This is a genomic window from Rubrivivax soli (genome assembly GCF_049810355.1).
Taxonomy (GTDB): domain Bacteria; phylum Pseudomonadota; class Gammaproteobacteria; order Burkholderiales; family Burkholderiaceae_C; genus Rubrivivax.
The window spans coordinates 4,716,219-4,741,526 of record NZ_CP187368.1; the positions used below are offsets into that span (position 1 = coordinate 4,716,219).

At 69.0% G+C, this 25,308-nt stretch carries 28 protein-coding genes; 15 read left to right on the forward strand and 13 right to left on the reverse strand.

Going from position 1 to position 25,308, the window contains the following annotated elements:
- Positions 1–21: 21 nt before the first annotated feature.
- Positions 22–543 carry an FKBP-type peptidyl-prolyl cis-trans isomerase gene (locus ACPOLB_RS21670; protein ID WP_425258118.1) on the reverse strand — a complete coding sequence of 174 codons (522 nt, stop codon included), beginning with the start codon at positions 541–543 and terminating at the stop codon, positions 22–24.
- 32 nt (positions 544–575) lie between these two features.
- Here ACPOLB_RS21670 and ACPOLB_RS21675 point away from each other — a divergent pair, with 32 nt between their 5' ends.
- From ACPOLB_RS21675 to ACPOLB_RS21685, 3 genes are all read left to right on the forward strand, one after another.
- On the forward strand, positions 576–1,709 hold the full coding sequence (locus ACPOLB_RS21675) for a cupin domain-containing protein (RefSeq protein WP_425258119.1): 1,134 nt from the start codon (positions 576–578) through the stop codon (positions 1,707–1,709).
- Positions 1,706–2,197, forward strand: a complete 492-nt coding sequence (locus tag ACPOLB_RS21680) for a hypothetical protein (RefSeq protein WP_425258120.1) — start codon at positions 1,706–1,708, stop codon at positions 2,195–2,197. The genes ACPOLB_RS21675 and ACPOLB_RS21680 overlap by 4 nt, the downstream gene beginning before the upstream one ends.
- 145 nt (positions 2,198–2,342) lie before the next feature.
- Positions 2,343–2,540, forward strand: a complete 198-nt coding sequence (locus ACPOLB_RS21685) for a hypothetical protein (RefSeq protein WP_425258121.1) — start codon at positions 2,343–2,345, stop codon at positions 2,538–2,540.
- Positions 2,541–2,646: 106 nt separating this feature from the next.
- Here ACPOLB_RS21685 and bamC read toward each other — a convergent pair whose 3' ends face one another.
- Genes bamC through ACPOLB_RS21710 form a run of 5 tightly spaced genes read right to left on the reverse strand, consistent with a single transcriptional unit; the run spans position 2,647 to position 6,639 of the window.
- Complete coding sequence (gene bamC, locus ACPOLB_RS21690) at positions 2,647–3,780, reverse strand: outer membrane protein assembly factor BamC (RefSeq protein ID WP_425258122.1); 1,134 nt, start codon at positions 3,778–3,780, stop codon at positions 2,647–2,649.
- A 56-nt stretch (positions 3,781–3,836) separates the two neighbouring features.
- Positions 3,837–4,721: a 4-hydroxy-tetrahydrodipicolinate synthase gene (gene dapA / locus ACPOLB_RS21695; RefSeq protein ID WP_425258123.1), complete on the reverse strand. Its 885-nt coding sequence runs from the start codon at positions 4,719–4,721 to the stop codon at positions 3,837–3,839.
- Entirely contained in the window at positions 4,718–5,278 is a 561-nt protein-coding gene (locus tag ACPOLB_RS21700; protein WP_425258124.1) for a class I SAM-dependent methyltransferase, read from the reverse strand. Before ACPOLB_RS21700 ends, dapA begins: the two co-directional genes overlap by 4 nt.
- The gene (locus ACPOLB_RS21705; RefSeq protein WP_425258125.1) at positions 5,279–5,401 is read right to left on the reverse strand and encodes a hypothetical protein; all 123 of its coding nucleotides are present in this window, start codon (positions 5,399–5,401) and stop codon (positions 5,279–5,281) included.
- An 8-nt stretch (positions 5,402–5,409) separates the two neighbouring features.
- Positions 5,410–6,639 (reverse strand): MFS transporter, encoded by a 1,230-nt coding sequence (locus ACPOLB_RS21710; protein ID WP_425258127.1) that lies wholly within the window; start codon positions 6,637–6,639, stop codon positions 5,410–5,412.
- 99 nt (positions 6,640–6,738) lie between these two features.
- Between ACPOLB_RS21710 and ACPOLB_RS21715 the strand changes: the two genes are divergently transcribed.
- The 8 genes from ACPOLB_RS21715 (at position 6,739) to ACPOLB_RS21750 (ending at position 16,899) form a co-directional block, all read left to right on the forward strand.
- Positions 6,739–8,007, forward strand: coding sequence for a D-amino acid dehydrogenase (locus ACPOLB_RS21715; protein ID WP_425258128.1), 1,269 nt, complete (start codon positions 6,739–6,741; stop codon positions 8,005–8,007).
- A gap of 1 nt (position 8,008) precedes the next feature.
- Positions 8,009–8,476 (forward strand): GNAT family N-acetyltransferase, encoded by a 468-nt coding sequence (locus ACPOLB_RS21720; RefSeq protein WP_425258129.1) that lies wholly within the window; start codon positions 8,009–8,011, stop codon positions 8,474–8,476.
- 12 nt (positions 8,477–8,488) lie between these two features.
- On the forward strand, positions 8,489–10,474 hold the full coding sequence (locus tag ACPOLB_RS21725) for a DNA topoisomerase IV subunit B (RefSeq protein ID WP_425258130.1): 1,986 nt from the start codon (positions 8,489–8,491) through the stop codon (positions 10,472–10,474).
- A gap of 124 nt (positions 10,475–10,598) precedes the next feature.
- Positions 10,599–12,185, forward strand: coding sequence for a S8 family serine peptidase (locus ACPOLB_RS21730; RefSeq protein ID WP_425258131.1), 1,587 nt, complete (start codon positions 10,599–10,601; stop codon positions 12,183–12,185).
- Between the two features lie 140 nt (positions 12,186–12,325).
- On the forward strand, positions 12,326–12,859 hold the full coding sequence (locus ACPOLB_RS21735; protein ID WP_425258132.1) for a GNAT family N-acetyltransferase: 534 nt from the start codon (positions 12,326–12,328) through the stop codon (positions 12,857–12,859).
- Entirely contained in the window at positions 12,856–13,572 is a 717-nt protein-coding gene (locus ACPOLB_RS21740) for a lytic transglycosylase domain-containing protein (RefSeq protein ID WP_425258133.1), read from the forward strand. The genes ACPOLB_RS21735 and ACPOLB_RS21740 overlap by 4 nt, the downstream gene beginning before the upstream one ends.
- Before the next feature lie 88 nt (positions 13,573–13,660).
- The gene (parC, locus tag ACPOLB_RS21745) at positions 13,661–15,973 is read left to right on the forward strand and encodes a DNA topoisomerase IV subunit A (RefSeq protein ID WP_425258134.1); all 2,313 of its coding nucleotides are present in this window, start codon (positions 13,661–13,663) and stop codon (positions 15,971–15,973) included.
- 194 nt (positions 15,974–16,167) lie between these two features.
- Positions 16,168–16,899, forward strand: coding sequence for a Cys-Gln thioester bond-forming surface protein (locus tag ACPOLB_RS21750; protein ID WP_425258135.1), 732 nt, complete (start codon positions 16,168–16,170; stop codon positions 16,897–16,899).
- Between the two features lie 67 nt (positions 16,900–16,966).
- Here the strand turns inward: ACPOLB_RS21750 and ACPOLB_RS21755 are convergent, their stop codons facing one another.
- Both ACPOLB_RS21755 and ACPOLB_RS21760 read right to left on the reverse strand, forming a co-directional pair.
- Positions 16,967–17,440, reverse strand: coding sequence for a disulfide bond formation protein B (locus tag ACPOLB_RS21755; protein ID WP_425258136.1), 474 nt, complete (start codon positions 17,438–17,440; stop codon positions 16,967–16,969).
- Positions 17,437–17,895 carry a RidA family protein gene (locus ACPOLB_RS21760; RefSeq protein WP_425258137.1) on the reverse strand — a complete coding sequence of 153 codons (459 nt, stop codon included), beginning with the start codon at positions 17,893–17,895 and terminating at the stop codon, positions 17,437–17,439. The genes ACPOLB_RS21755 and ACPOLB_RS21760 overlap by 4 nt, the downstream gene beginning before the upstream one ends.
- 76 nt (positions 17,896–17,971) lie before the next feature.
- Here ACPOLB_RS21760 and ACPOLB_RS21765 point away from each other — a divergent pair, with 76 nt between their 5' ends.
- Positions 17,972–18,709 (forward strand): ComEC/Rec2 family competence protein, encoded by a 738-nt coding sequence (locus ACPOLB_RS21765; protein ID WP_425258138.1) that lies wholly within the window; start codon positions 17,972–17,974, stop codon positions 18,707–18,709.
- Between the two features lie 124 nt (positions 18,710–18,833).
- On the opposite strand, the gene ACPOLB_RS21770 is transcribed toward ACPOLB_RS21765, so the two are convergent.
- From ACPOLB_RS21770 to ACPOLB_RS21785, 4 genes are read right to left on the reverse strand one after another with little or no spacing between them, the layout of a single operon-like run.
- Positions 18,834–20,381 (reverse strand): ThiF family adenylyltransferase, encoded by a 1,548-nt coding sequence (locus ACPOLB_RS21770; protein WP_425258139.1) that lies wholly within the window; start codon positions 20,379–20,381, stop codon positions 18,834–18,836.
- Between the two features lie 5 nt (positions 20,382–20,386).
- Positions 20,387–20,926, reverse strand: a complete 540-nt coding sequence (locus tag ACPOLB_RS21775; RefSeq protein ID WP_425258140.1) for a Mov34/MPN/PAD-1 family protein — start codon at positions 20,924–20,926, stop codon at positions 20,387–20,389.
- Positions 20,923–21,417, reverse strand: coding sequence for a hypothetical protein (locus ACPOLB_RS21780; protein WP_425258141.1), 495 nt, complete (start codon positions 21,415–21,417; stop codon positions 20,923–20,925). Before ACPOLB_RS21780 ends, ACPOLB_RS21775 begins: the two co-directional genes overlap by 4 nt.
- An 8-nt stretch (positions 21,418–21,425) precedes the next feature.
- A complete protein-coding gene (locus tag ACPOLB_RS21785; protein ID WP_425258142.1) occupies positions 21,426–21,755 on the reverse strand; it encodes a hypothetical protein in 330 nt (109 codons plus the stop codon).
- Between the two features lie 370 nt (positions 21,756–22,125).
- Here ACPOLB_RS21785 and ACPOLB_RS21790 point away from each other — a divergent pair, with 370 nt between their 5' ends.
- The 3 genes from ACPOLB_RS21790 (at position 22,126) to ACPOLB_RS21800 (ending at position 24,741) form a co-directional block, all read left to right on the forward strand.
- Complete coding sequence (locus tag ACPOLB_RS21790; RefSeq protein ID WP_425258143.1) at positions 22,126–22,449, forward strand: helix-turn-helix domain-containing protein; 324 nt, start codon at positions 22,126–22,128, stop codon at positions 22,447–22,449.
- A gap of 3 nt (positions 22,450–22,452) precedes the next feature.
- Positions 22,453–23,322, forward strand: a complete 870-nt coding sequence (locus tag ACPOLB_RS21795) for an ImmA/IrrE family metallo-endopeptidase (protein WP_425258144.1) — start codon at positions 22,453–22,455, stop codon at positions 23,320–23,322.
- Between the two features lie 774 nt (positions 23,323–24,096).
- Entirely contained in the window at positions 24,097–24,741 is a 645-nt protein-coding gene (locus ACPOLB_RS21800; protein WP_425258145.1) for a hypothetical protein, read from the forward strand.
- Between the two features lie 270 nt (positions 24,742–25,011).
- On the opposite strand, the gene ACPOLB_RS21805 is transcribed toward ACPOLB_RS21800, so the two are convergent.
- Positions 25,012–25,200: a hypothetical protein gene (locus ACPOLB_RS21805; protein WP_425258146.1), complete on the reverse strand. Its 189-nt coding sequence runs from the start codon at positions 25,198–25,200 to the stop codon at positions 25,012–25,014.
- Between the last annotated feature and the right edge of the window lie 108 nt (positions 25,201–25,308).

Genomic DNA, 25,308 nt, shown 5'->3' on the forward strand with positions numbered 1-25,308 from the left:
CGCCTGTGCGCAGCGGCTGCGTCAGTGCAACGGCTGCGCGGGCGGTGCCGTGTCGAGCACCGAGAACGCGTTGTTGCCGACGCTGCGGGCTTCGATCTCCTCGTCGCTGGCCTCGCGCACGTCGCGCACCTGGATCGTCAGCCGCAGCGCGATGCCGGCCAGCGGGTGGTTGCCGTCCAGCACCACGTGCGACGGAAAGACCTCGGAGACCACGTAGATCGTGTCGGCCGGCATGCCGGGCGTGACGGCGCCGGGCGGCAGGCCCTCGAAGGCCATGCCGACTTCCAACTGCTCGGGGAACAGCTTGCGGTCCTCGAAACACACGAGCTCGGAGTTGTAGTCGCCGAAGGCATGCTCGGGTTCGAGCTGCAGCTTCACCTCGTCGCCGGTCTTGCGGCCGAGCAGCGCTTCCTCGACCTGGACCAGCAGGTCGTCACCGCCGTAGAAGAACTCCACCGGCTCCTTCAGCTCGTCGATCGGGTGGTTCTGTGCGTCGGTCATGAGCCAGGTCAGGCTGACCACGCAGGGGGCGGAAATGCTCATGGCGGAATGATCGCACAGGCCACAATCGCGTCATGGACGTGAACGCCCCCCTCGCGCTGCTCGGCGGCCTGTCGCCGCAGCAGTTCATGCGGCGCCACTGGCAGAAGAAACCGCTGCTGGTGCGCCAGGCCTTGCCCGGCATCATGCCGCCGCTGGACCGCGCCGCGCTCTTCGATCTGGCCGGAAGTGCCGACGTCGAGTCGCGGCTGGTCGTGCAGCAGCCCGGCGGCGGCTGGCGCGTGCGCCACGGGCCGTTCGCGCGCCGCGCTCTGCCGCCGGCGAAGCAGCCGGGCTGGACGCTGCTGGTGCAGGGCCTGGACCTGCACGTGGCGGCCGCCCACGCACTGCTGTCGCGATTCCGTTTCGTGCCCGAGGCGCGGCTCGACGACCTGATGGTGTCGTGGGCCAGCGACGGCGGCGGCGTCGGCCCGCATCTCGATTCCTACGACGTCTTCCTGATCCAGCTGCACGGCCGGCGCCGCTGGCGTGTCGGCCGCCAGCGCGACAAGACGCTGGTGGACGGCCTGCCGCTGAAGATCCTGGCGAACTTCCAGCCCGAGCACGACTGGGTGCTGGAGCCCGGTGACCTGCTGTACCTGCCGCCGGCCTGGGGCCACGACGGCATCGCCGAGGGCGCGTGCATGACAGGCTCGGTGGGGTTTCGCGTGCCGTCCGACGACGGCCTGGCGCGCGAGCTGCTGCAGCGGCTGGCACAGAGCGACGAGGTCGACGGCCGCCTGTACAGCGACCCGCAGCAGCCGGCCACGACCACGCCCGGTGCGATCCCCGAGGCGCTGCAGGCTTTCGCACGCGATGCGCTCGAGGCGCTGGTCAACGAGCGGGGCGCGCTCGCGCGGGCGCTGGGCGAGGTGCTGAGTGAACCCAAGCCGCGCGTCTGGTTCGAGGGCCAGGCCGACGCCCCCGCCTGGCAGGCCGGGCAGGGCGTGCGGCTCGATGCGAAGACGCGCATGCTCTACGACTCCGAGCACGTGTTCATCAATGGCGACGCCTTCGATGCAGGCGGGCGCGACGCGCGGCTGATGCAGCGCCTGGCCGACGAGCGGTGCTTGCCGGCGCGCGACTGCAAGCTGCTCAGCCCCGGTGCGCGCGCGCTGCTGGCGGATTGGGCGGCCAGTGGCTGGCTGCATGCCGAGGAGGCCGCATGAGCCCTGTCAGCCCGCCGCCGATCGCCGCCCGCAGCGAGTTCCACACTGGCGTGCGCTGGGGATTCGACACCGCCATCGCGGCGCGCGCGCGGCGCATCGTGCTGGTCGATCCCGGCTTCGCCGACTGGCCGCTGGACGACCCGACGCTGCACGCGGCGCTCACCGGCTGGCTGCGGCTGCCGCAGCGCCGGCTGGTGCTGCTCGCGGCGCGCTACGACGAACTGCCGCGCCGGCACCCGCGTTTCGTGGCCTGGCGCGTGCACTGGGCGCATGCGGTCGATGCGCGTGCACCGTCTGCCGAAGACGGCGATGGCCTGCCCACGCTGCTGGTCGACGACGGCAGCACCAGCGTGCACCTGCACGATCCGCTGCACTGGCGCGGCCAGGCGTCGGGCGACCCCCGCGTGGCACACCAGTGGCGCGAGCGCATTGATGCGGTTTTGCAACGTGCCGAGCCGGCGTTTCCGGTGAACACCCTCGGACTATAGGGATTGCCCTAGTTCGGGCTACAATCAGTGGCTGGACTGACAGCGGTTGCAAACCTGACGTCAGCCTTGCTGATGGGTCTCTGAGAGTTGTCGAAGAGCGCCCTCGTCAATTGATTCTTCGACCCACAAATTTCTGAGGACACACATGAACAAGTCGATCGTTCTGGCTTCGCTGGTTGCTGCTTTCGCCCTGACCGCCTGCGGCAAGAAGGAAGAAGCCCCGGCCCCGGCTCCGGCCCCCGCCGCCGAACCCGCGCCCGCCCCGGCGCCGGCTCCTGCCGCTTCGGAAGCCGCCTCGGCGCCCGCCGCCGCTTCGGCCGCCGACATGGCCGCTTCGAAGTAAGTCCTCGGACGAACTGTATCGAGCAAGAGAAAAGCCGCCCTCGGGCGGCTTTTTTCATGGGGCGTCGTCGTGCGTGGCCCGGCCTGCCGGCCGGGGCCACGGCGCCTCAGCGCAACTCGTTCACCAAGCGCTCGGCGATCAGGCGGCCGTTCTCGCCGGATTCCGCGGCACCGCTGCTGGTGAGCACGCTGACCACGCTCTTGTTCTCGCTGCCCTTGACGCTGATGCGGTAGCGCTGCGGTCCGGTGGGGCCGTCGGCGCCGAACAGCTTCGAGAAGAAGCCGGGCTCCTCCTTGCCGATGCTCTTCGGGTCGATGTAGCGCACGAAATACAGACCGGCGGCCCGGTCGCGGTCTTCGACCGTGAAGCCGCTGCGGTCGAGCACCAGGCCGACACGGCGCCAGGCACGATCGAACGGCTCGTCCACTTCCAGTGCCGCGCCGGCGCCCGCCAGCGCGCGGGCGCGCGCGGGCTGTTCCGGCGCGTTCGCCACGGCGGCACGCGCCACCGTCTCCTGCGGCCCCAGGCGCGCCATCAGGCGGCTCAGGAACTCGGCCTCCAGCTGCGGATCGCTGGGCCGCACGCGCCAGCGCGTGTTTTCCTTGCGCTCGTCGGTGTAGACCTCTTCCAGCCCGCGGTGGCTGATGAAGACCTCGCTGCCGGTGTCCGTGCGTTCGACGCGCGTGCGGTACATGTCGCGTTCGCCGCTGTCGTACAGGCCACCGAAGATGCGGCCGATGCTGCTGCGGATGAAGTCCTGCGGCAGCTTCGCGCGGTTCTCGGCCCAGTCGGTTTCCATCACGCCGGTCTCGGCGCTCTCGGTGGCGAGCGTGAAGCCGCGTTCCTGCCAGAAGGTCTTCAGCAGCGGCCACAGCTGCTCGGGCGGCATCGGCACCACCAGCCACCGCATCTCGCCCTGGCGCTCGACACGGATGTCGCCGCGCGCCAGCGGCGCCACGGGCGTGGCGCTGCCGGGCACCTGCGCTGCGACGGCGCCGGGGTTCGCAGCAGCGCTGACCACGCCGCCCTGCGGCTGGTAGCGGCTTTCGCGCGCCAGCTGGGTCAGGTCGGGCGGCACCTCCAGCGGCTTGGTCTTCACGGTCGGTGCACGGTAGTCGACCTTGTCGCCGGCGAGAAGGCCATCGGACGTGGAGGTGCAGGCCGTGCCCAGCGTGGCGCACAGGGCGGCCACGGCCAGCAGCAGGAGTCGGTCCGGGCGGGCGACGGGGGAACGTTTCACTTGGGGCAATCTCCGGCGCGGCCCGCAGCGGGGCCGCGCTTGGTGGCGGGTGGTGGTCAGCGCAGCAGCGCGCTGTCGCGCAGGGCCTGGCCGACGGTGGCCTCGCCTGCGGGCGTGAGCGGCAGGATGGGCAGGCGCATGTGGTTCCCGCACAGGCCCAGCTGGGCCATGGCCCACTTGGTGGGAGCGGGGCTGGGTTCGCAGAACAGCTGCTTGTGCAGGGGCAGCAACTGCATGTGGATGGCCGTGGCGCGCTTGACGTCGCCCTCGATGGCGGCCATGCACAACTGGTGCATCAGTTTCGGCGCCACGTTGGCCGTGACGCTGACGTTGCCCTTGCCGCCCAGCAGCATCAGGGCCACGGCCGTGCTGTCGTCGCCGGAGTAGACGGCGAAGTCGGCCGGCGCCTGCTTGATCAGCCAGGCCGCGCGCTCGATGTCGCCGGTGGCTTCCTTGATGCCGACGATGCCCGGCACCTGCGCCAGGCGCAGCACGGTGTCGGTCTGCATGTCGGCCACGGTGCGGCCGGGCACGTTGTAGAGCACCACCGGGATGTCCACCGCCTCGGCGATGGCCTTGAAATGGCGGTAGATGCCTTCCTGCGACGGCTTGTTGTAGTAGGGCACGACCTGCAGCGTGCAGTCGGCGCCCACCTGCTTGGCGTACTTCGACAGCTCGATGGCCTCGGCCGTGGCGTTGCCGCCGGCGCCGGCCATGATGGGCACACGCCCCTTGGCGTGCTCGACCGCGACGCGGATGATCTCGCAGTGCTCCTGCACCGACACCGTGGGCGACTCCCCCGTGGTGCCGACGACGCCGATGCAGTCTGTGCCCTCGGCGATGTGCCAGTCGATGAGCCGGCGCAGGCCGTCGTAGTCGACGCTGCCGTCCGGGTGCATCGGCGTGACCAGCGCCACGATGCTGCCAACAATTGCCTTCATGCGCTTGCCGCTCGGGGCGGTGCCAGGGTGAAGTCGCCGATTTTAGCTGCCGGGGCCTGAGCCCCCGCCGCCACGATGCGCTGCACGCGGCGCAGCGGCGCGTCCAGCAGGCCGTCCTCGAAGGCCACGGTGCGCAGACCCGCGGTCAGCGCCAGCAGTTCCCCGGGCTGCAGCAGGAAGTCGGCACGCGAAGGCTTGCCCAGGTGCTGCTGGCCGTCGGCGAAGGTCTCGTGGATGTACAGGCCGTCATCGGCCACCGCCGCCAGCAGCCGTGGCACCAGCGGGCGCCAGAGGTAGTTCGTCACCAGCACGGCGTCGAAGCGGCGGCCGGCCAGTGCCTCCGGCCAGGGGGCGGACTCGAGGTCGGCGAGCACGGTTTCGGCCACGCCGGCCAGCTCGGCCAGTGCCGCTGCGTTGCGGTCGACCCCCGTGACGCGGAACCCCTGCGCCGCCAGCCAGCGCAGATGGCGCCCGCCGCCGCAGGCGACGTCGAGCACCGTGCCGCCGGGGCGGATCAGCGGCGCCCAGCGCAGCAGCCAGTCGGACGGAGCGGCCATCTAGAAGCAGGACCAGACACGGCTGGCCAGGTCCACGGCCAGGTGCGGATCCAGGTAGGCCAGGAACACCGCGGCCAGCGCCGCCGCGGCGGCGGTCCAGGCCAGGGCAGGGCGCAGACGCATCCCCATCTTCAGGCCGCCCTGAGCGCCGGCCGCACGATGGCGGCTTCGCGCACCGGCAGGTTGATGAGCGCGGCGAACACGCCCAGCGCCACGGCGATCCACCAGACCACGTCGTAGCTGCCGGTGCTGTCGTAGAGCTTGCCGCCCAGCCACACGCCCATGAACGAGCCCACCTGGTGGCTGAGGAAGACGAAGCCGCCGAGCATCGACATGTACTGCACGCCGAAGATCTGCGCCACGATGGCGTTGGTGGGCGGCACGGTGGACAGCCACAGGAAGCCCATCGCGGCGGCGAACAGGTACACGCTCGTCGGCGTCAGCGGCAGCAGCAGGAACAGCGTGATCACCACGGCCCGCAGCAGGTAGATGGCCGCCAGGATGTTCTTCTTCGGCATGCGGTTGCCCAGGCTGCCCGCGGCGTAGGTGCCGAAGACGTTGAACAGCCCGATCAGCGCCAGCGCCGTGGTGGCGACGCTCGGGCTCATGCCCTGGTCCTTCAGGTAGCTCGGCATGTGCACGCCGATGAACACGACCTGGAAGCCGCAGACGAAGTAGCCCGCCATCAGCAGCCGGAAGCTGGGGTACGCGAAGGCCTCGCGCAGCGCCGCGCCGATGCTCTGCCGCGGCCCGCCCTGCGCCGCCTGCGGCGGCTCCTTCAGGCCGAAGGCCAGCGGCAGGATCGCCAGCGCCATCACGCCCAGGATGAAGAGCGCGTTCTGCCAGCCGGTCTGGCCGATGAGCCAGTTCTCCACCGGCACCATCAGGAACTGGCCGAACGAGCCGGCGGCGGCCGTGATGCCCATCGCCCACGAGCGCTTCTCGGGCGCGACGTTGCGCGCGATGACGCCGTAGACCACGGCGTAGGTGGTGCCCGACTGCGCCATGCCCAGCAGCAGGCCGGCGCTGCCGTTGAAGGCCAGCCCCGAGGTGGCCAGCGCCATCGCCACCAGGCCCAGCGCGTACAGCACGCCGCCGGCGACGAGCACGCGGAAGGCGCCGTAGCGGTCGGCCAGCATGCCGGCGAACGGGCCGGCCAGGCCCCAGGCCAGGTTCTGGATGGCCAGCGCGAACGCGAAGGTCTCGCGGCTCCAGCCGCGGTCCATCGTGATCGGCTGCAGCCACAGGCCGAAGCCATGCCGGATGCCCATCGACAGCGTGACGATCATGGCGCCGCACAGGAGCACCTGGCGCATCGACAGCGTTTGTGTCGGCTGCGGCGGCATGGAAGCTGCATTCATGCGGGGATTCTCTCGGAAAACGCCCCAGGGTGTCGGCGGGGGCGCCGATACAGTGCCGGGCAGCAGCGATGGAGCAGCGGCGAAGCTGGAGGGGTGGCGATGAAGGTCTTGGTCTTGGGCAGCGGTGTCATCGGCATCGCGTCGGCGTACTACCTGGCGCGCGCGGGGCACGAGGTCGAGGTGGTGGACCGCCAGGACGGCCCGGCGCTGGAAACCAGCTTCGGCAACGCCGGCGAGGTCAGCCCCGGCTACAGCGCGCCCTGGGCCGGCCCCGGCGTGCCGCTGAAGGCCATCAAGTGGATGCTCATGCAGCACAGCCCGCTGGTGATCTGGCCGCTGCTGGACCCGGCCATGTGGCGCTGGGGCGCGATGCTGCTGGCCAACTGCACCGAGCGCGCGTATGCCCTGAACAAGAGCCGCATGGTCCCGATCGCCGAGTACAGCCGCGACTGCCTGAAGGCGCTGCGCGCCGACACCGGCATCACCTACGACGACCGCGCGCAGGGCACGCTGCAGCTGTTCCGCACGCAGAAGCAGCTCGATGGCATCGGCGGCGACGTGGCCGTGCTGCGGCAGTACGGCGTGCCCTTCGAGGTGCTCGACCGCGCCGGCTTCGTCGCGGTGGAGCCCGCGCTGAAGCTGACGCAGCACAAGTTCGTCGGCGCGCTGCGCCTGCCCGGCGACGAGACCGGCGACTGCTTCCTCTTCACCAACCGCCTGGCCGAGATGGCGCGCGCGGCCGGCGTGCGCTTCCGCTTCGGCACCCCCATCGCCGGCATCGACCGCGCCGGCGGCCGCATCAGCGGCGTGCGCACCGCGGCCGGCACGCTCACGGCCGACCGCTACGTGGTGGCGGCAGGCAGCCATTCGCCGCAACTGCTGGCGCCGCTGGGCATCCGCATTCCCGTGTACCCGGTGAAGGGCTACTCGATCACGGTGCCGATCACCGATACCGCCGCGGCGCCGGAGTCGACCATCATGGACGAGACGCACAAGGTGGCCGTGACGCGGCTGGGCGACCGCATCCGCGTCGGCGGCACGGCCGAGCTGGCCGGCTACAGCCTGGCCCTGCGCGAGCCGCGCCGCGCGACGCTGGAGCATGTGGTGACCGACCTGTTCCCGCAGGGCGGCGACGTGTCGAAGGCCACGTTCTGGTGCGGCCTGCGCCCGATGACGCCCGACGGCACGCCCATCGTCGGCCCCACGCCCATCGACAACCTGCTGCTGGCCACGGGCCACGGCACGCTGGGCTGGACGATGGCGGCCGGCACCGGGCGCGTCATCGCCGACATCGTCTCGGGCCGGCAGCCCGAGATCGACATCACCGGGCTGACGATGGCGCGCTACCGCGGCGCGTGGCGCGGCTGACATGGACGGGCTGCGCATCGTCCATCTGCACACGCAGCCGCAGCACCGGCCGGCGGCGGCCGAGCTGATCCACGAGGAGTTCTGGCTCACCGTCCCCGGTGCCAGCGTCGAGCGCATGGCCACGCGGCTGGCGCTGGCCGCCAGCAGCGACCGCGTGCCGCTGTGCCTCGTGGCGCTGCAGCGCGACACCGTGGTCGGCGCCGTGAACCTGGTCGACAACGACGACGACGACCACCCGCACTGGACCCCCTGGCTCGCCGGCATGGTGGTGGCCGCGCCCTGGCGCGGGCAGGGCATCGGCTCGGCGCTGGTGCGCGCGCTGCTCGCCGACGCCCGGCGCCTGCAGGTGCCGCGGGTCCACTTCGGCACCGACGGGCCGGGCTTCTACACGCGGCTGGGCGCCACCGTGCTGGAGCAGCCGCGGCCCGGCTTCTGGTTCATGGCCTTCGAGCCGGGGGCGGCTCCGTAGAATCCGGCGCCCATGGCAACCAGCAAATCCGGCAGCACCCAGGGCCAGTACGGCGAAGCCTCGATCCGCGTGCTGAAGGGCCTTGAGCCCGTGAAGCAGCGGCCGGGCATGTACACCCGCACCGACAACCCGCTGCACATCGTGCAGGAAGTGATCGACAACGCCGCCGACGAAGCGCTGGCCGGCTTCGGCCACCGCATCGGCGTGACGCTGCACGCCGACGGCTCGATCAGCGTCGACGACGATGGCCGCGGCATCCCGTTCGGCCTGCACCCGGAAGAGCAGGTGCCGGTGATCGAGATCGTCTACACGCGGCTGCACGCCGGCGGCAAGTTCGACAAGGGCGCGGGCGGCGCCTACAGCTTCAGCGGCGGCCTGCACGGCGTGGGCGTCAGCGTCACCAATGCATTGGCACGGCGGCTGCAGGTCACGGTGTGGCGCGAGGGGCAGTGCGCCAGCCTGGCCTTCAGCGGCGGCGACGTGGTCGAGCCGCTGGTGCTGCGCAAGCCGGTGGCCGGCGAGCGCAGGCACGGCACCAGCGTGCGCGTGTGGCCCGACCCGAAGTACTTCGAGAGCCCCGAGCTGCCCAGGCACGAGCTGATGCACCTGCTGCGCAGCAAGGCCGTGCTGATGCCGGGCGTGACGGTGACGCTGACCACCGAGAAGAGCGGCGAGACTCAGACCTGGAAGTACGAAGCCGGCCTGCGCGACTACCTGATGCAGAGCCTGCAGGCCGACCCGCTGATCCCGCTGTTCGAAGGCGCGCAGCACGCCACCGCCAACGAGACCGAGAACTTCGCCGAAGGCGAGGGCGCGGCGTGGTGCGTGGCCTTCACCGAAGACGGCGGCACGCTGCGCGAGAGCTACGTCAACCTCATTCCCACGGTGGCCGGCGGCACGCACGAGAGCGGCCTGAAGGACGGCCTGTTCGGCGCCATCAAGGGCTTCATCGACCTGCATTCGCTGCTGCCCAAGGGCGTGAAGCTGATGCCCGACGACGTGTTCTCGCGCGCCAGCTTCGTGCTGTCGGCCAAGGTGCTGGACCCGCAGTTCCAGGGCCAGATCAAGGAACGCCTGAACAGCCGCGATGCGCTGCGCCTCGTGTCCACCTACGTCAAGCCGGCGCTGGAGCTGTGGCTGAACCAGCACGTCGAGCACGGCCGCAAGCTGGCCGAGCTCGTCATCAAGCAGGCGCAGACGCGCCAGCGCGCGAGCCAGAAGGTCGAGAAGCGCAAGGGCAGCGGCGTCGCCGTGCTGCCGGGCAAGCTGACCGACTGCGAGAGCCGCGACCTGAACCTCAACGAGGTCTTCCTGGTCGAGGGCGACTCGGCCGGCGGCAGCGCCAAGATGGGCCGCAACAAGGAGACGCAGGCCATCCTGCCGCTGCGCGGCAAGGTGCTCAACGCCTGGGAGGTCGAGCGCGACCTGCTGTTCAGGAACAACGAGATCCACGACATCTCGGTGGCCATCGGCATCGACCCGCACGGCCCCGACGACACGCCCGACTTCAGCGGCCTGCGCTACGGCAAGGTCTGCATCCTGAGCGACGCCGATGTCGACGGCTCGCACATCCAGGTGCTGTTGCTGACGCTGTTCTTCCGCCACTTCCCGCAGCTGGTGGCGCGCGGCCACGTGTACATCGCGCGGCCGCCGCTGTACCGCGTGGATGCGCCGGCCCGCGGCAAGCGGCCGGCGGCCAAGATCTACGCGCTCGACGACGGCGAGCTCGAAGCCGCGCTCGACAAGCTGCGCAAGGAAGGCGCGAAGGAGGGCAGCTGGACCATCAGCCGCTTCAAGGGCCTGGGCGAGATGAACGCCGAGCAGCTGTGGGACACCACGCTGAACCCCGACACGCGCCGGCTGCTGCCGGTGAGCTTCGAGGCGCTCGGATTCGACGCCACGGCGCTGGCGTTGAGCAAGCTGATGGGCAAGGGCGAGGCGCAGGCGCGCCGCGACCTGATGGAACTGCACGGCGACGCGGTCGAGATCGACGTCTGACCGCGGAGTTCGCCGCCGCCCCCTGTTCGTGGGGGGGCACACCGGACTTTCATGATTGCATGGGCGGGGTCGCCCTGCGATAGTCGATCGCTTCAAGATGCCTCTAGAAGGCGGGAGTCGATCCATGAAGAATTCGTTCTCGGGCCCGGTGCGCAGCGCCGTCGTCCTGACCCTGGCAGCACTGGTTGCGGGCGTTTCCGGCACCGCCATGGCGCAGACCCGTGCCAGCCAGGAGCGCGTGATCGTCGAGTTCAAGCCGGGCAAGCTGAAGGCCGCCCGTGCCGCCATCCAGGCCGCCGGTGGCCGCGTGGTGCTGGACCTGAGCGAAGACAACGCCGTCGCGGCCGTGTTGCCCGCGGGCAAGCGCCTCGCGCTGCGCCGCAACGCCGCCGTGGCCTCGATCGACGACGATCCCATCCGCACCGTGATGGGCAGCCGCAAGGCCACCGTGCGCCGCGCCGGCGCCAGCGCCGCCGTGATGTCCACCGAGGTCGTGCCCTTCGGCATCCCGATGGTGCAGGCCGACCAGGTGGCCTACGGCAGCACGCGCAAGGTCTGCGTGATCGACTCGGGCTACGACCTGTCGCACGAAGACCTGCAGAAGACCGGCGTGACCGGCCAGAACTTCACCACCGAAGGTGACTGGTCGACCGACGAGAACCAGCACGGCACGCACGTCACCGGCACCATCGCGGCGCTGGGCGGCAACGGCGTCGGCGTGGTCGGCGTCGTGCCCGGCGGCAACCTGAACCTCTACGTCGCCAAGGTGTTCGACTCCACCGGCTCGGCCGCTTCGTCGACCATCATGAAGGGCGTGCGCGCCTGCAAGCGTGCTGGCGCCAACGTCGTCAACATGTCGCTGGGTGGCGGCCGCCCGACGAACTTCGAGGCCAAGACCTACCAGCGTTTCTACGACAGCGGCATGCTGATCATCGCGGCCGCAGGCAACGCCGGCACCAGCGCGCTGAGCTACCCGGCCAGCTACCCGAGCGTGGTGTCGGTGGCCGCCATCGACGTCAACAAGGCCAAGGCCGACTTCTCGCAGTTCAACGCCGAGGTCGAGATCGCCGGCCCGGGCGTGGCCACGCTGTCCACCGTGCCCACCGGCAGCAACCGCGAAGCCACGCTCAGCGTCGGCGGTGCCAGCTTCGCTGCGGCGCCGATGGACGGCTCGCCGGTGGGCTCGGCCAGCGCCGCGCTGTACAACTTCGGCACCGGTGAGGTCGACGACGCCGGCGTCGCCGGCAAGGTCTGCCTGATCGCGCGCGGCAACATCTCGTTTGCCGACAAGGTGCTGCGCTGCCAGGCCAATGGCGGCGTCGCCGCGGTGATCTACAACAACACCGCCGGCCAGCTGTTCGGCACGATGAACGGCGTCGTCACCACCATCCCGTCGATGGGCGTGAGCGATGTCGACGGTGCCGCGCTGCTGGGCCAGGTCGGCGCGGTGGCCTCGGCCGCCGTGGCGGTCTCTGCCTACAACTACGCCGAGTTCAACGGCACGTCGATGGCCACCCCGCACGTGGCGGGCGTTGCCGCGCTGGTCTGGAGCAACTTCCCGGCCTGCGGCCCGGCGCGCATCCGCGAAGCGCTGAACGCCACGGCGCAGGACCTGGGTGCTGCCGGCCGCGACGTCGAGTTCGGCTTCGGTCTGGTGCAGGCCAAGGCTGCCGCCGACTGGCTGGCCACCAACGGCTGCGCCGCGCCCTGACGCGGCGCGCGGGGCGGCCGCGGTCGCCCCGCTGAAGGACTGAGTCCCCGACGGGGCGGTGCATGCACCGCCCCGTCGTTCTTGGTGCGGCAAGTTCTTGCGGCACACTGCGGGCCTGTCCGGACCTGGAAGACGGCGCCATGCCTCCACCGCTGCGGCTGCGGCCGACCATGCTGTCCGACCTGGACTTCGTCGTCACGGTCGAGGACGACGCCGCCAACCGGCCCTTCATCACGCCCTGGGAACGCACCCAGCACGAAGGTGCCGTGCGCTTCCCCGATTTCCGGCACTTCATCGTCGAGGCCGGTGCCGACGGCAGCCGCAGCGGCTTCGTCATCCTGCAGGGCTGCCGCAACCCGCACCGCAGCGTCGAGCTCAAGCGCATCGTGCTGCAAAGCAAGGGCCACGGCCTGGGCCGCGCCTGCGTGCGCCTGCTGAAGGCCATGGCCTTCCGCGACCTGAAGGCGCACCGCTTCTGGCTCGACGTGAAGGCGCTGAACACGCGCGCGCTGGCGCTCTACGCCAGCGAGGGATTCGTCGAAGAAGGCCGGCTTCGCGAGAGTGTTCGGCTCGCTGCCGACGGGGCCGATGGCTACGATTCGCTGATCGTGATGAGCATGCTGGACCGCGAATTCCAGGCCCGCGTGGCACTGGGGCAGGAGGGGCCGCCTTGAGCCGGGCCCGCGCCGGGCGCTGGCTGTCGGTGGCGCTGGTCACCGGGGCGGCCCTTGCCGCCCAGGCCGCGCCGCCGGCGCTGTGGGGCTTCGTCGATGGCCACGGCGTCGCGCACGTCGCGTCGCGCCCGCTGGACGGCCGCTACCAGCTGCTGCTGGGCGACGCCCGCCGGCAGGCGCTGCCAGACGCCCGGGTGCCCGGCAAGACCGACGGCGTGGCGCCGCTGCTGACCTGGATGGACTTCGCGCCCGAAGCCAAGGTGGTGGGGCCCTGGCTGCGCGAAGCCGGCCGCGCGCACGGGGTCGACCCCGAACTGCTGCAGGCCGTGATCGTCGTCGAGTCGGGCTTCGACGCCCGCGCGGTGTCGCCGCGCGGCGCGCTCGGGCTGATGCAGATCATGCCGGTCAGCGGCGAGCGCTATGCCGCGCCCGGCGAGCGCGGCGTGCCGGTGCAGGAGCGGCTGCTGGACGCCCGCACCAACATCCACACCGGCGCGCGCATGCTCGCCGACCTGCTGCGCCGCCACGAGCGCATCGAGGTCGCGCTGGCGGCCTGGAACGCGGGCGAGGGCTCGGTGCGCCGCCACGGCGGGTCGCTGCCGCCGTTCGCCGAGACCCGGGCCCACGTGCACCTGGTGCTCGAGGTCTACTGGGCGCTGCTGCAGCGCAGCCAGGTGCAGCGCGCGCGGCAGCTGAAGGTGCTGCCGCACTAGCACAGCCGCGGCGGTCCGGGCGCCCGGGCCGGTCGGTGCGACTGCGCGAGAATCGCGCCTCTTTCGCCTGACCCTGGTTCCCCGCTGCATGAGCGACCTGTTCGATCCCCCGCCGCCGGCCCCGTCCGACCCGGCCGACACCCTGGCGCTGGCCACCTACGCCGAGCGCGCCTACCTCGAATACGCGCTCAGCGTCGTGAAGGGGCGCGCGCTGCCCGACGTGTGCGACGGCCAGAAGCCGGTGCAGCGGCGCATCCTGTACGCGATGGCCCGCATGGGCCTGGTCTTCGGCAGCGGCGGCGGGCCCAAGCCCGTGAAGAGCGCCCGTGTGGTGGGCGACGTGCTCGGCCGCTACCACCCGCACGGCGACACCGCGGCCTACGACGCGCTGGTGCGCATGGCGCAGGACTTCAGCCAGCGCTACCCGTTGATCGACGGCCAGGGCAACTTCGGCAGCCGCGACGGCGACGGCGCCGCGGCGATGCGCTACACCGAGGCGCGCCTGGCGCCGATCGCGCGGCTGCTGCTGGACGAGATCGACGAAGGCACGGTCGACTTCCAGCCCAACTACGATGGCAGCACCGAGGAACCCCGGCAGTTGCCGGCGCGTCTGCCCTTCGTGCTGCTGAACGGCGCCAGCGGCATCGCGGTGGGCCTGGCCACGGAGCTGCCCAGCCACAACCTGCGCGAGGTCGCGGCGGCCGCGGTGGCGCTGATCCGCGACGAACGGCTGTCCGACGATGACTTCCACGCGCTGCTGCCCGGCCCGGACTTCCCCGGGGGCGGCCAGCTGATCAGCAGCGCGGCCGAGATCCGCGCCGCCTACGGCAGCGGCCGCGGCAGCCTGAAGGTGCGCGCGCGCTGGGTCATCGAAGACCTGGCCCGCGGCCAGTGGCAGCTGGTGGTGAACGAGCTGCCGCCGGGCACCAGCGCGCAGAAGGTGCTGGAAGAGATCGAGGAACTCACCAACCCCAAGATCAAGACCGGCAAGAAGGCGCTGAGCACCGAGCAGGTCCAGCTCAAGCAGACCGTGCTGGCGGTGCTGGACACGGTGCGCGACGAGTCGAGCAAGGACGCGCCGGTGCGCCTGGTGTTCGAGCCCAAGAGCCGCACGGTCGGGCAGCAGGAGCTCGTCACCACGCTGCTGGCCCACACCAGCCTGGAGAGCACGGCACCGGTGAACCTGACCGTGATCGGCCTCGACGGCCGGCCCGTGCAGAAGAGCCTGCGCCAGATGCTGAGCGAGTGGATCGCGTTCCGCCAGGCCACGGTGCAGCGACGCACGCAGCACCGGCTGGCCAAGGTGCTGGACCGCATCCACATCCTCGAAGGCCGGCAGCAGGTGCTGCTGAACATCGACGAGGTGATCCGCATCATCCGCAACGCCGACGAGCCGAAGCCGGCGCTGGTCGCGCGCTTCGCGCTCAGCGAGCGCCAGGCCGAGGACATCCTCGACATCCGGCTGCGCCAGCTGGCGCGGCTGGAGGCGATCAAGATCGAGCAGGAACTGCAGGACCTGCGCGAGCAGCAGGGCCGGCTGGAAGACATCCTGTCGAGCCCGGCGGCGCTCAAGCGCACGCTGGTCAAGGAGATCGAGGCCGACGCCAAGACCTTCGGCGACGCGCGCCGCACGCTGATCCAGGAAGAGCGCCGCGTCGTCGCCGAGATCAAGGTGGTCGACGAGCCCGTCACGGTCGTCGTCAGCCTGAAGGGCTGGGTGCGGGCGCTGAAGGGCCACGAGGTGGATCCGTCCGCGCTGGCGTTCAAGGCCGGCGACGCGCTGTACGGCTGCTTCCCCTGCCGCAGCGTCGACACGCTGCTGGTGTTCGGCAGCAACGGCCGCGTCTACAGCGTGGCCGTTGCCGGGCTGCCGGGCGGCCGCGGCGATGGCGTGCCGCTGACGACGCTGATCGACCTGGAAGCCGGCACGCAGATCGCGCACCATTGGGCGGGCGCCGCCGACACCGTGCTGCTGCTGGCCAACAGCGGCGGCTTCGGGCTGCTGGCCGAGGCGCGCGACATGCACGGCCGCAACCGCGGCGGCAAGGCCTTCCTGGCGCTGGAGGCGGGCGACCACCTGCTGCCGCCGGTCGCCGTGGCGCCGGCGCACCGGCAGGTGGCCTGCCTGGCGCTCGACGGCCGGCTGCTGGTGTTCGCGCGCGACGAGCTCAAGCGCCAGGCCAACGGCGGCCGCGGCCTGACGCTGATGGACGTGGACGCGAAGTCGCCGCTGCTGTCGGTGGCGACCTGCGACCAGGTGCTGAAGGTGCTGGGCACCGGCCGCGGCCAGAAGCCGCGCGAAGACGACCTGAAGGGTGCAGCGCTGGCCGCCCACGTGGGCAGGCGTGCGCGCAAGGGGCACAAGGTCGAGGGCTTCGTGAAGGTGCTGCGCGTGGTGTGAGGCGGCTGCGGCGGCGCCGGCGTGGCGTGGCTGCCACCCGACCGTCGCCTGTTCGTGCAGCAATGCGCATCCCGGGCCGCCGCCGCCCCCCGCAACGCGGGGGCACACCCCGGGTCGCGGGATGACCCTGCCGGTTGCGTCTCGTAACCTGCGCTGCATCACCACCAGCCGGCACCGCCGCACCAGGGAGCCCCATGATCCGCACCATCGCCCTCCGCACCGCTGCCGCCGCAGCGCTGGCCTGCGCCGCCGTCGGCGCCCAGGCCGCCACGGTCAAGCTCAACAACTACACCTACGGCAACGGCAACACCGTCAACGTGACGGCACCGACCTACAGCGGTGGCGCAGGCGGCTTCAGCGGCACGATCTCGGGCTTCGGCGCGGCCTTCGACGGCGCCGTGCAGACCTACTGCGTGGACCTGGGCGAGTTCTTCAGCTTCGGCACCACCTACACCAGCTACAGCCTCGTCAGCGCGGCCAGCCACTTCACGGCGGCCAAGGTCACGGCGCTGGGCAAGCTGATGACCTACGTCTTCGACACCAACCTGTTCGGCACCACGGCCGCCGGTTCGAAGGACGACCTGTCGACGGCGCTGCAGCTGGCCATCTGGAACATCGTCTACGACACCGACACCACGCTGAGCGGCGGCACCTTCAAGGAAGGCAGCACCGCGTACCGCAACAGCACCGCCAGCTTCATGGGCGCCAACGCGCTGCTGGCCAACTCGCAGGTGGCTGGCCAGGCCATCGGCTACGACCTGTACGTGCTGAAGTCGGTGGGCTCGCCCGGCCAGCAGGACCAGCTGATCTGGAAGTCGGCCGGCGGCCCGTCGACCTCGGTGCCCGAACCCACCGGCCTGGCCCTCGTGGCGCTGGCCCTGGGCGCAGCCGGCCTGGCGGCGCGCCGCCGCAAGTCCACGGTCTGATCACCAGCCGCCGCAGAGCGCACCGGGCCCGCCTTGGCGGGCCCGCTTCATTTCTGGCGCGTGCGTGTCAGCCTGGACGCCGCAGCACCAGCGCCATCGCGCCCGCGAGCACGACGAACAGCCCCAGGCTCCAGAACTCGTAGGGCATGAACAGCAGCGTCACCTTGGCGTCGGCACAGCTGGCCATGGCCATGAAGACGTCGGGGTAGCGCGCATCCAGCCCGGTGTAGCCGACGATCTGCTCGGCCAGCGACAGGTCGCACGACGCCGACGACGCCGCCACGAAGTGCTGCCACAGCGCCGCGGCCACGCCGCCCAGGGCCAGCACGCCGGCCAGGGCCGCACCCGCGCGGCGCCCCAGCGGTGAGCGCCACACCAGCCCCAGCACGCAGGCTGCGGCGATGCACACGAACACCAGGCGCTGCAGCACGCACCAGGCGCAGGGCTGCATGCCCCACACGTGCTGCGTCGCCAGCGCCAGGCCCACGGCCGTCAGCGACAGCAGTGCGCCGCCGCCGAGCAACAGGTCGGCGCGCTTCACTTCAGTTCGGCGACGAGTTCGATCTCGACGCAGGCACCCTGCGGGATCTGCGCCACGCCGAAGGCGCTGCGCGCGTGGGCGCCGATCTCGGGGCCGAACACCTCGGACATCAGCTCGCTGCAGCCGTTCGTCACCAGGTGCTGCTCGGTGAAGGTGGCGGTGCTGTTGACCAGGCTCATCACCTTGACGATGCGCGCCACGTTGTCCAGCGAGCCTGCGGCCGCCTGCAGCGTGCCGAGCAGGTCGATGGCGATGGCGCGCGCGGCGGCCTTGCCTTCTTCGGTGCCCATGGTCAGGCCGAGCTGGCCGACCCAGGCGCGGCCGTCCTTCTTGGCGATGTGGCCCGAGAGGAAGACGAGCTGGCCGGTGCGCACGAAAGGCACGTAGGCGGCGGCGGGAACAGCCACGGGCGGCAGCGTGATGCCAAGGGCTTGCAGACGGTCTTGAATGGCCATGATGGGGGGTGTTGGCGGAGGGCGCGGGCATCCTACACTGGCCCGACATCGACGCTGCTGGGGAGGCAGGCGCGGCATGGTGCGGGGTCTGGCCGCAGCAGGGGGCTGGATTGCCGGTTGCCTGCTGCAATTGCAGCAGCAGGCGCTGTGGCCGTCGGCGGTGTCGGCCGGCCTGGCGCTCGCGGGCGCGCTGCTGCTGTGGACCGGCCGCCGCCACGCGCCGGTGCTGGCCGCAGGGGCACTGCTGCTGGCCTTCGCGCTGACGGCCACGCGTGCCGCTGGGCGCCTGGACGATGCCCTGCCCGCCGCGCTGGAAGGCCAGGACCTCGTCGTCACCGGCGTGGTGGCCGAGATGCCGCGCATTGACCTGCAGGGCACGCGCTTCGTGTTCGAGGTCGAGGCCGCCAGGCACCAGGGCCGGCCCGTGCCGCTGCCCGCGCGGCTGGCGCTCGGCTGGTACCGCGGCTTCGACGGCGATGCGCTGCTGTCCGGCCCGGGGCCCGAACTGCGTGCCGGCCAGCGCTGGCGGTTCACGGTGCGGCTGCGCCAGCCACATGGCACGCTGAACCCGCATGGCTTCGACCTGGAGCTGTGGCTGTTCGAACGCGGCCTGCGCGCCAGCGGCAGCGTGCGCTCGGTCCCCGGCGCCCGGGCCGAACTGCTGGACGAGCGCGCCGGCCATGCCATCGAACGCCTGCGCCAGCACGTGCGCGACGCCATCGTGCTGCGTGTGCGCGACCCCGCGGCGGCCGGCGTGCTGGCGGCCCTGGCGGTGGGCGACCAGGCCGCGATCGACCTGGGTATCGACAATTAAGTTCTACGCCGGGCTCACCTATGAAGACGCGTCGTGGCGAGCATCGCCGTGACAAAGGGTCTTACGGCGAAGGGTTCACCGGTTCGACAAACAAGTCCTACTCCCGGCCCGCCGAGCTGACCGGCTAGGGGCGGTACGAAGCCGGCCAGACCCCCCGCCACCGGCCCGTCAGAACAGGTCCGCACTCGCATCCCTGGTCTCTGCCGACATGCAGCGAGCGCAGCTTCGCCCGGGCGAACGTCGCAACCGCCATGGTCCCACCCGAGGTCGCTGCCGCCATGCCCAGGTGCAGGTAGCGCAGGAACTGGGCAACCAGCAATACCCCTGCGGCGGTGGAGACAAACCCCACGGACATTTCCGGCGTGCCCGCAGCAAACCGGTCGAGGTCCGCCTCCGACAGCTTCCCGCAGCCGGCAGGGCTGAGCAGTAGTTCAACATCTCTCGCGCTAAGGCCGAGCTCCCGGGCGTAGCTGGCGCGCTGCTCGCCATTCAGTTGTTGCAGCGCAGCAACTCGCTCTTGGACGACGGCGTTGCGCGACTTCAGCGGGTTGTGGCACTTCAGGCACGCCGTTTCGGCGCCGAGGTCGAAGATGCTTGCCTTCGCGCTGAGCCCGTCGGTGCTGGCGCCGATGAGGAGTTGGGGCAGGGCGTTCTGTAGCTCATGCCGCGGCCCGTTCTTGTCGACGCACGACAGAACGACGGAGAACTTGTAGGCACGCTCGAGTGCGCGAACCGACTCGTTGGAAGCATGCTTGCCTCCGCTGACAGCGAAGGCCTGCCACCACTCGGGAACAGCCCGGCAGGCGAACCCGTGCGCCTGCAGGTAGCTCCGCATCAGTTCAACCTTCGGCGCCCCGTCATCTTCGCGAGTCGACAGGGCGTAACGGTTGTCGTTGGTCAGGTCCAGAGCGTCCTTGTCCACGGCCACGCACGAGCCCGAGAAGGTCGAACTCCCCAGGCAGAGTGCCGCAGCCTGAGCGACGGCGCCGGCACCCGCAAAGTAGAAGTGCGGCAGAGGCCCGAACGCCTCAGCTGCCGGGCCTTCAACGAGTTCGGCCCACGTTTCTGCGCACGACATCGTCCATGCCGACGCGAAGTGCGTCCGGATGAACTCGCCCTTGCCGGGCCTCATGCCACGCAGCAACTTGAAAACTTCGCCGGCGGCGTAGCTCGCGCACAGGTACGGCCCGATGGAAAGCTCGCTCGTCGGAGCCGCTGCCGGCGGCTCGCCGTCCAGGCCCACGAAGTAACGCCAGCCGTCCGCATAGAGGCGCCAGTGCCACGGCCCCACTGCAGTGCCATCCCCAATGACCAGCGCGACGTCGGGCGCCAAGCCTGCGCCGAGTCGCCGGACCGTGACGTGCGGTCCGCTGACCAAGCGCACGCATTCCTCAAGCGTCTCGACCAGGGTGGCCTTCTCGCCGAACGGCGCGACGCCGGCGTGCAGCGCAACCTCCGGCACATCGAGGACGATTTCTTTCACAACCTTGAACTGGCGGCTCAGGAGGCTGACGAGCATCCAGGCGAGGTGCTGCGCGCCCCGCGCAAGCGCCATCGCGTTGCTGACCTGAACGAGTACCACCCCGGACTTCGCGTCGAACGGGTCGGCAAGCACACCCTGAGGGTCAGCGCGCAGGTGCCGGTCGGCCAATTGGTCCAGTTCGCTCTTCATCGCAGCTACCGCAAGTCGAAGGTCTGGGCTTCGGGGGCGTCGGACAGCACGACTCGTTGATTCGCATGCTCAGCCGAGAGCAGGTGCCAGTACTTCTCAAAGTACTCGTGAACGCCAAGCCCGCGCGGCCAAGGGCCAGCCCACATGCCGTAAAAGGGGACGACGAGAGACACCGCCCGGCGGCTCGGCGTCATCTCGTCGTCGTAGCGCGAGTGCTCGACGCCCGCGCCAGGATGAGAGTGAATCGCGCCTACAACGGTCCAGCCGCGCTCGCGCGCCAGCGCTGAAACCCTAAGCATCGCCTCGCCGGGCACCGAGTAGTCTTTCGGCCGGTTGACCTGCATCGGTATGACAAGCGCCTGGACCTTGCCATGTCCGGCCTCGTCGAGCGTGCCTATCCACATGCAAGCTGACTCGACCTGGCCGGCCTCGCGCAGCACCGCGGCTGTGCGCGTCAGCGTCTGGGCTGGCACCGTCAGCACCTTGCCCGTTGGCGCGTACCGTGAAGGCGGGCGCGGCCGCCACAGCAACGTCTCGTCGTTCATTGCGTTGACCGTCCTCGATAGTTGGCCGGCGCCAGCCCTCGCCGGATGGCGGCCAGCGTGGCCAAGAAGTTCATGCGCGACGGGTCCCACACGTGCTCAGGCTTCACGTCGTGGTTGACCTTGTAGAACTCGAGCGTGGTAGACGAGCAGACAACCTGCCCGTAGGTACCGCTGTAGTTCGTGTGGAAGTGGATGTCCTGAGGACCCTCGCACTTTGGAACCCAGCGGACATCGTCTGGGAACCTGTACTGCATCGTCAGAGGGTTGATGAACTGCGCGCTCGGCGGCCCCTTCGGATAGTGGTCGAAGAACAGTCGCAGCAGGTACAGGTCCACCTGCCCCTGCTGCGTGTTCTCAGCCAGCATTGGAACCAGCAGCGTCAGGTCATCAGGCTGCGACCATCCCCTGTCGGTCAGCGTGCTGTCCGCAAGGACTGACTGCAGGTCACGCTGGAAGGCTTCCCTTCCAGCGTGAATGTCCTGCACGGGCATTGGCGCAATCACGACCGCGCGCCGCCCGTCGGGCCGACGATTTGGAACTTGCGGCTCCGCGTATGCCGGTCTTGGAATAGCTGCCGCATAGTCTTGCCGAGGAACGGCATCATGTCCACGCCGTCGTCGGTCTGCAGCCGGTCGTCTGCACGCCGGTCCTCGCCCAACTTGGCATACGCCGTGTCCCATGCGACTTGCAGCGTGTCGTTCCAGGACACTCGGAACTTGACCTCTTGCACGGACGCTACGTGCTCGAACGTGAGCCTCGGGCCGTGCTTGTCGTCGTCATGGTCGGTGTCGCCGTCGTGCGGCTTCCTCTCGAGAACTGCGTCATTCATTCTGGATACCTCGCTTACGGTTTTCGCCGGGTGTACGGCGACTGGTTTACGGGCTTCAGCGAGACCCCCTCGTCGGAGGCCTTGCTCTGGACAGCGGCGGCCGTGCGCTGTAGCTTGAGAGCTATGACCCGCGTTGGCGTGTTCCCCTCGGCGAGGGTCTTCAACCGTGCGAGTTCAACGTCGGTCCACCTGGTACCTGTTCTGGCTTGGCTCATCAAACTTCCTTCGAGGAGTTGTGACACGACATAGTGTACCAAAAACGTTCGGTGTACCGAACTGACGCAGCGAAGGGTCTTGCTTCAATGCCGACCAAAATCGTTCGGTATGGAGGTACAATCTAATGTTTGCCTACGGCAGTTAGCTCGAAACAATGGCCACACTCCGCGAGAAGCTCAAAGCGAAACGAAACGAGAAGGGCAAGTCCCTCGACGCCCTGGCGAAGGACGCGGGGCTCAGCAAGAGCTATCTGTGGGAACTCGAGAACCGCGACTCGCCCCGGCCATCACTAGACAAACTTCAGGCAATTGCGGGTGCGCTTGACATCGACGTTGCCTTCTTCATGGACGACAGCATCGAAGACCTGCAAGAGAACCTGAAGGACCGGCAGTTCTTCCGCAACTACACGAAGCTCGGCGAGGAAGACAAGGAGAGGCTCCGGGCCTTCGTCGAGGTGCTGAAGCGCAAGAACTCGTAGCGAATGTCGAACGACGCGCCCGTCGCCCCCTCGGCGATTGCCATTCGCCTCACTCGGCTGCTCGATGCGGCGTTAGGGGAGGAGGGGCGTTTCCCTGTCGACGTCGTAGAACTCGCGAGGGCGGTGGGAAGCGAACTTCGCCTTGGGGCCAAGATTGTTGAGGTTCGCGCTGCGCCAGACCTGGAGTCGTTCGAGGGTGGCCTCTTTCAGCTGAACGATGACGAGTGGGCGTTGCTCTACAACGCGTCGCTGACCTCGCCCGGGCGAATTCGCTTCACCCAGGCCCACGAACTCGGCCACTTCCTTGTTCACAGACAGCTGCAAGACGAGTTTCACTGCTCGCAGGCGGAGGTCGCCGGCTACGAGGCTGAACGCAAGCAGATGGAGGCGGAGGCGGACAACTTCGCGTCGACACTGCTGATGCCGGTCAAGCAGTTCCGCGCCGCCGTCGCAGGTCAAGCGATAGACCTAGACGTGCTGTCTGTCGTATCCAAGAAGTTCGGTGTGTCGTTGACTTCGGCTGCTCTGCGCTGGATTCGCGCCACCGACGAAAGCGCGGTTCTCGCGTTGTCCAGGGACGGCTTCATCGACTGGAGCGTGTCGTCGGACAAGGCGCTCAGGAACGGTGCGTACATCAAGACGCGCAATCGCGTTGTGCCTCTGCCAGATGAGTCTCTTGCGGCCAACGCCGAGGCCGAGTCATGCAGATTGGGTGAGCGGTTGCCCTTGAAGACATGGTTTGAACACGCTCACCCAGACGCGGTCGTGCGTGAGATGAAGCTTCAGTGCGACAACTACGGCTACACCCTGTCGCTCCTCCACCTGTCGAACGGTGACAAGGTCTGGACACCGCGCGACTGGCCGTCCGCTTGAACTGACCTTTGAGCCACCGCCTTGGCCGTCGCAGCCCGGGGTACGTGCTCAAGAAGAGCTGGGAATGCAAGACATCAAGCAAGTTCGCTTCGAAGCGCTCGCCGCGTACTGTCGTCAACCGTACGCGCTCATCGCAGCCGAAGAGGTTCGCTGGTTGCAAGCTCACGACGAGGCGATACTGATTGTCGTTATCCGTGACGTAACCGACGGCGACTACTCGGCGATGCTGCTGGCGCGTGACCTCAAGGAGCGGTATCGCTGGGTCGAGATGACGAAGTTCCTCCCGACGGTAGACGAAGCGTTGGCCGCAGCGCCTGCGCGAGTTGAGAAGGTGTTTGCTGACTTTGACAACGAGCGGGCGCAGGGCGACGAGAGAGGTAAGCCCATCGACTTCTTCACGCACGTCGTAGCAAAGGAAAAGCTCAACCGCGATTTCGCAACTATCAGTTCGCTCGAAGGCTACTCGCCAGCAGTCGAGCTGATGAAGCCGATGATGCGCTGGTACGAGGATGCCGACGGAAACTTCGTTGAGCAGTTCCAGACTACGGGCTTCGACGCGCGTCTGTGGGAGCTGTACATGTTCGCCGCACTCGTTGAAGCTGGCTACGTCTTCGACAAGAAGTTCGCGATGCCCGACTTCTGTGCTCGAAACGCCTTTGGTGCGTTGTGTGTCGAGGCCACGACGGTCAACCCCAGCCTAACACCCGCCGGCGAGCTTGTTCCCCCCCTCCGCAAGACACGCCGGAGCAGATTGAAGCGTTCCAGAGGCAGTACATGCCCATCAGATACGCGGGTCCGCTTACCGCGAAGCTCGGCAAGAAGTACTGGGAGAAAGAGAACGTCAAGGGGCTGCCGCTGGCTTTCGCTATCCAGGACTTCCACGCGCCGAACTCCATGGTTACGAGCAGGACTGCGTTGCCTGTCTACCTCTACGGCGTGGTGTGGGACTGGGCAAAGGATGCGGACGGCAAACTCGTCATCACGCCCAAGAAGGTCGAGCGGCACGTCTGGGGTCAAAAGACCGTGCAGTCCGGGTTTTTCTCGTTGCCGGGCACCGAGAACATCAGTGCTGTGATTGCAAACGCGAGTGCCACCATCTCGAAGTTCAACCGCATGGGGGTACTCGCGGGATTTGGCTCGAAGCGCGTTCGCATGTTGCGTCAGGGAACGGCTGCGAATCCTGACCCAAATTCAGAGGTACCGGTAGCGTTCGTCCACGATGTCAACGCGCCGGACTACAGCGAGACGTGGATGGAAGGGATGGATGTCTATCACAACCCAAACGCCTTGCACCCGTTGCACCCGGCGATGCTGCCAGGTGCAGCACATCACCGCCTGGGTCAGGATGGCCAAGTCGAGTCGCTTGTGCCGAAGTGGCAGCCCTTCGGCTCAACCACTCAGATAATCATCCAGGAGTAGGTCGCGCAAACGCCCGACCGCTGGGCCAAGTCCATGCGACCTTGCCCGTCTTGATGCCTTTTGAGCTCTGACGCAAAGGTGCCGACATGGCTCGCTTGGCTTCACTTCGTGTCTCGAGACCAAAGTTGAACAGGTACGAGCAGAAAACACAGACCTAGACCTACCAACGAACAGAGCGTGGCGAGTCCTTGAAGGTCTGTCTGGGAGCATCAAGGCGCCCGGAAGCGCGACGATGCAGCACAGCGCGGCTATGCTTGCCGAAGCTGCTACCTAGACGGCGCCGACGAGTACGTCGAGCATCAAGCAGATGTGGTGGGACATCTGCAGTTCCTTGTTCTTCGGCAATCCATGGAAGTGGTTGCTCGACGCGTACAGAGAGAATTCGTCCAGCGCGAAGTTCTTCCCGAACTGCTTCGGGCGGGACTTCGCAGCGGCAGTGAGCTTCTTTGCAGCCTGCACAGACTTACCTTGGATGCTCCCAACATCCTTGACGGTGTCGTCTGATACGAAGGCCGCAATCGAAGCACCCGGCCCGCGAAGTCGCTCTAGGGTCTGAAAGACGTTTGC